Origin of the sequence: Trinickia sp. (genome assembly GCF_051961175.1) — a bacterium.
Lineage (GTDB): Bacteria > Pseudomonadota > Gammaproteobacteria > Burkholderiales > Burkholderiaceae > Trinickia.
The window spans coordinates 1-2,780 of sequence record NZ_JBQCDN010000165.1 but is presented as its reverse complement, the minus strand read 5'-3'; the positions used below and the strand labels follow the sequence as shown (position 1 = coordinate 2,780).

2 protein-coding genes and 1 pseudogene are annotated in these 2,780 nt (G+C 66.2%); 1 reads left to right on the top strand and 2 read right to left on the bottom strand.

Features of this window, described 5'->3' with window-relative positions; genetic code table 11:
* Positions 1–1,147 (bottom strand): CHASE domain-containing protein (locus ACTHL0_RS09530; protein ID WP_440566485.1); only part of this gene is annotated, 1,147 nt, incomplete at its 3' end.
* 461 nt (positions 1,148–1,608) lie between these two features.
* Positions 1,609–1,814: pseudogene (locus tag ACTHL0_RS09525) on the bottom strand (hypothetical protein).
* A 431-nt stretch (positions 1,815–2,245) separates the two neighbouring features.
* On the opposite strand from ACTHL0_RS09525, the gene ACTHL0_RS09520 reads away from it, so the two are divergent.
* The gene (locus tag ACTHL0_RS09520) at positions 2,246–2,716 is read left to right on the top strand and encodes a universal stress protein (protein ID WP_440566484.1); all 471 of its coding nucleotides are present in this window, start codon (positions 2,246–2,248) and stop codon (positions 2,714–2,716) included.
* The last annotated feature ends 64 nt before the right edge of the window (positions 2,717–2,780 follow it).

Below are 2,780 nucleotides of genomic sequence, written 5' to 3'. Positions count from 1 at the left end.
GGTCCTCGTCGATCGTGATGATCGCTTCGCCGGAGGAGCGAATGATCGCCATGAGCCGCGCTTCGTCTTTCGAGGAACGCAAGCGTGCCATTCCGGCTTCTGCAAGCATCGGGCCGCGTGCGCGCATGAAGACGAAGACGGCCGCCGCCGCGACGAGTGCGGCGGCGAAACCCGACGACAGGATCGCATTGCGGCTGAAATCGGCCGAGGCGACGAGCGCCGGGTCGCTCGTCGCGTAGGTGATGGTTAGCGTCTCGCCACCTATGCGCAACGTATCGGTTCGCTGAAACCACGGCCGGCTTTCGAACTGAGCCCCCAGCGGAACGCCGGGCGGATAGAGCGCCATGGCGGGTTCCCCGCCCGAAACGTGGAGCTGCGTGCGCGGCTCGTGCGCGGCGACGCTCGCGAACAGGTATTCGGCGTCGAGGCGTGCGATCGTGAATCCTATCAGCGTGGCTCGACGGGCCGAGACGAGGGCGGGGGGCGGCATCGTGCGGTAGACCGGCAGATAGAGATCGACCCGCGCGCGGCCCTGCGTTTCAGCCGCCTCCGTTTCGCTCGTGGTTTCGCGCGGCAAGGGCCGGATCGACATCGCGACTTGGCCGCTGTTGGCGGCGCGCATCAGCGCGGCGCGTGTTTCGCCGCTCACGCCGAGATCGCTGCCCTCCGTTCCCTCTCCGCGCGGCGGCCACATGAGGACCGTATGGGCAAGCGCCTCTGCTTCCGAAGACGCGCTGGCGCCGGCCGCCGGCAACGCCGCCGCATAGCCGAGTGAGCGGACGCAAGGGGGAGCGTCGTCCAGATCGAGGCGGGATATATAGCGATCCCAGGCCTCGGAGGACGGTGTCCCATCGCCTGAGGCTTGGAGCTGCGCCATCACGAAACCGCTCGCCCCCCGCAACAGCTGCGTGCACAGCAGCAGCTCGCGCTGGATGTCGGAATCGATGTGGGTGGCGCGCGTATTGAAAGCCGCTTCCGCGCCTTGGAGCAAATGATCGCGGACGATCGACGCTGCGACAGCCGCCGAGAGGAAAACGATGACCGCTGTCGCCGCCGCCGCCAGCAGGGGGCCGCGCAACTGCGCGCCCAGCTTGCTGCGGCCAGCGGGCGGTTTGGCGGATGGGGACGGGTTTCCTGCTGCGGGCATGCGCATCCTGCGGGTCATCACATTCCCGCGCCAGTCCAAAAAAAAGCGCGCAGGGCCAAGATTCGCGCCTGCGATGGCCCGACGGCCTCATTCCGCAGACTTGTGGCAAATTGTCGTCGATTCGCGCACGGCTGCCAATGGCTCGCGGACGCGGCGGCGCTGCTGCCCGCTGCCTGCGGTCGCGCAACGCCGTATGTCAGAAGAATAGATCAGAAAAAAATGCCGCCCGCATCAAGCACGGCGCCGTCCGCCGATTTTGGCCGATGCGGCCGATACGCTGGCCTGGATAAGCACTTAGCGAGCGGTTGCCAGGTGGGCGTTGACCGTGACCGGCGCTGTGTCGCTGTTGAACGGCGGTTGTGGGACGAAGCGATCGATGACGCCCGTTCGAAGATCAGGCAATACGTCGATCCCCCGTATTGGAAGAAGCCGAGCGCTTCGCTCCCGGCGGTGAGAACGGATCAGGCCGGAACGTCGACGGGGAGCGTTGCACGGAGCGCCTCGACGAAACGCATGAACGACGCGAGCGAGCCGGCGACGCTTTGGTACTTCTCGCGGCCGATCTGGCCGTCGAGCGTCACGAGCAGGCCCGCGTTGCGTGCCAGTTCGAGGATGTCGTCGGCGGCGTTGGTCATCTTTTGATTCGCGGCTTGGGTCGACATGGCAGCTCTCCAAATGGCGGTTCGTTGCGAGCCGGGCGGTGGCGGCTGGGGCCCAGGCTCCGCGGATGCGGTATCCGATGTCTGAAGTATTGGCCGTGCGTGAGGCGTTGCAAATCAGGCGCCGCCGAAGTTCGCGTAGGCGCTCGTGCATCGATGTCAGCGTTTGCCTACAAAGGAATGGCGGATTCGGCCCCCTCCGAGCCGCGGGCGCCGGTGTGGCGCGACAGTGAGTCGCCAGGACGGCATCATCGGCCGGGGCCGGCGGTTAGGTTGATCGGTATCAAGGCGCCCGCGCGGCGGTGCGCGATGCTATCGAACAGGAAACGGCGCGGGTGGCGCGATGTCTACACCCTATGGAATCGCGCAGCCGTGACAGGCGCATCGCCCGCGGGAGCGGCATTTCTACCGGAGTCACTCGACGACAAGGAGAAGCATCGTGTATCGCAACATCATGCTGGCCGTGGACGGCAGCGCTTCGTCCAGACGCGCGATCGAAGAAGCCGTGCGCATGGCATCCCTTGCGCATGCCACCGTGCATGCCGTCTATGTCGTCGATAAATCGGCGCTCTTCAATTACGGCGGCTACTACGATCCGCAAGCGCTGCTCGACGCCCTGCGCGGCGATGGGCATGCCGCGCTCGGTCAAGTGCGCGAAGCGCTGGGCGCGGCCGGCATCCAGTGCGAAGAGGACATGATCGAAACGGAAAGCATGGCCGACGATGTCGCCACCTGCTTGCAACGCCAAGCCGAACGAATCGGCGCCGATCTCGTCGTCATGGGCACACATGGGCGCCGCGGCGTGCCGAGGCTTGTGCTCGGCAGCGTCTCGGAGCGATTCCTACGCTTTTCGACCTGCCCCGTGATGCTGGCGCGCGCCGAGCGTGAGCCGGTCGGGACGCCGGCCTAGGGCCTGTTCACGCTAATTCCAGGCTTGCGAACGTGCCTTTCCGGACGCAGGGCAAGAAGAGAGG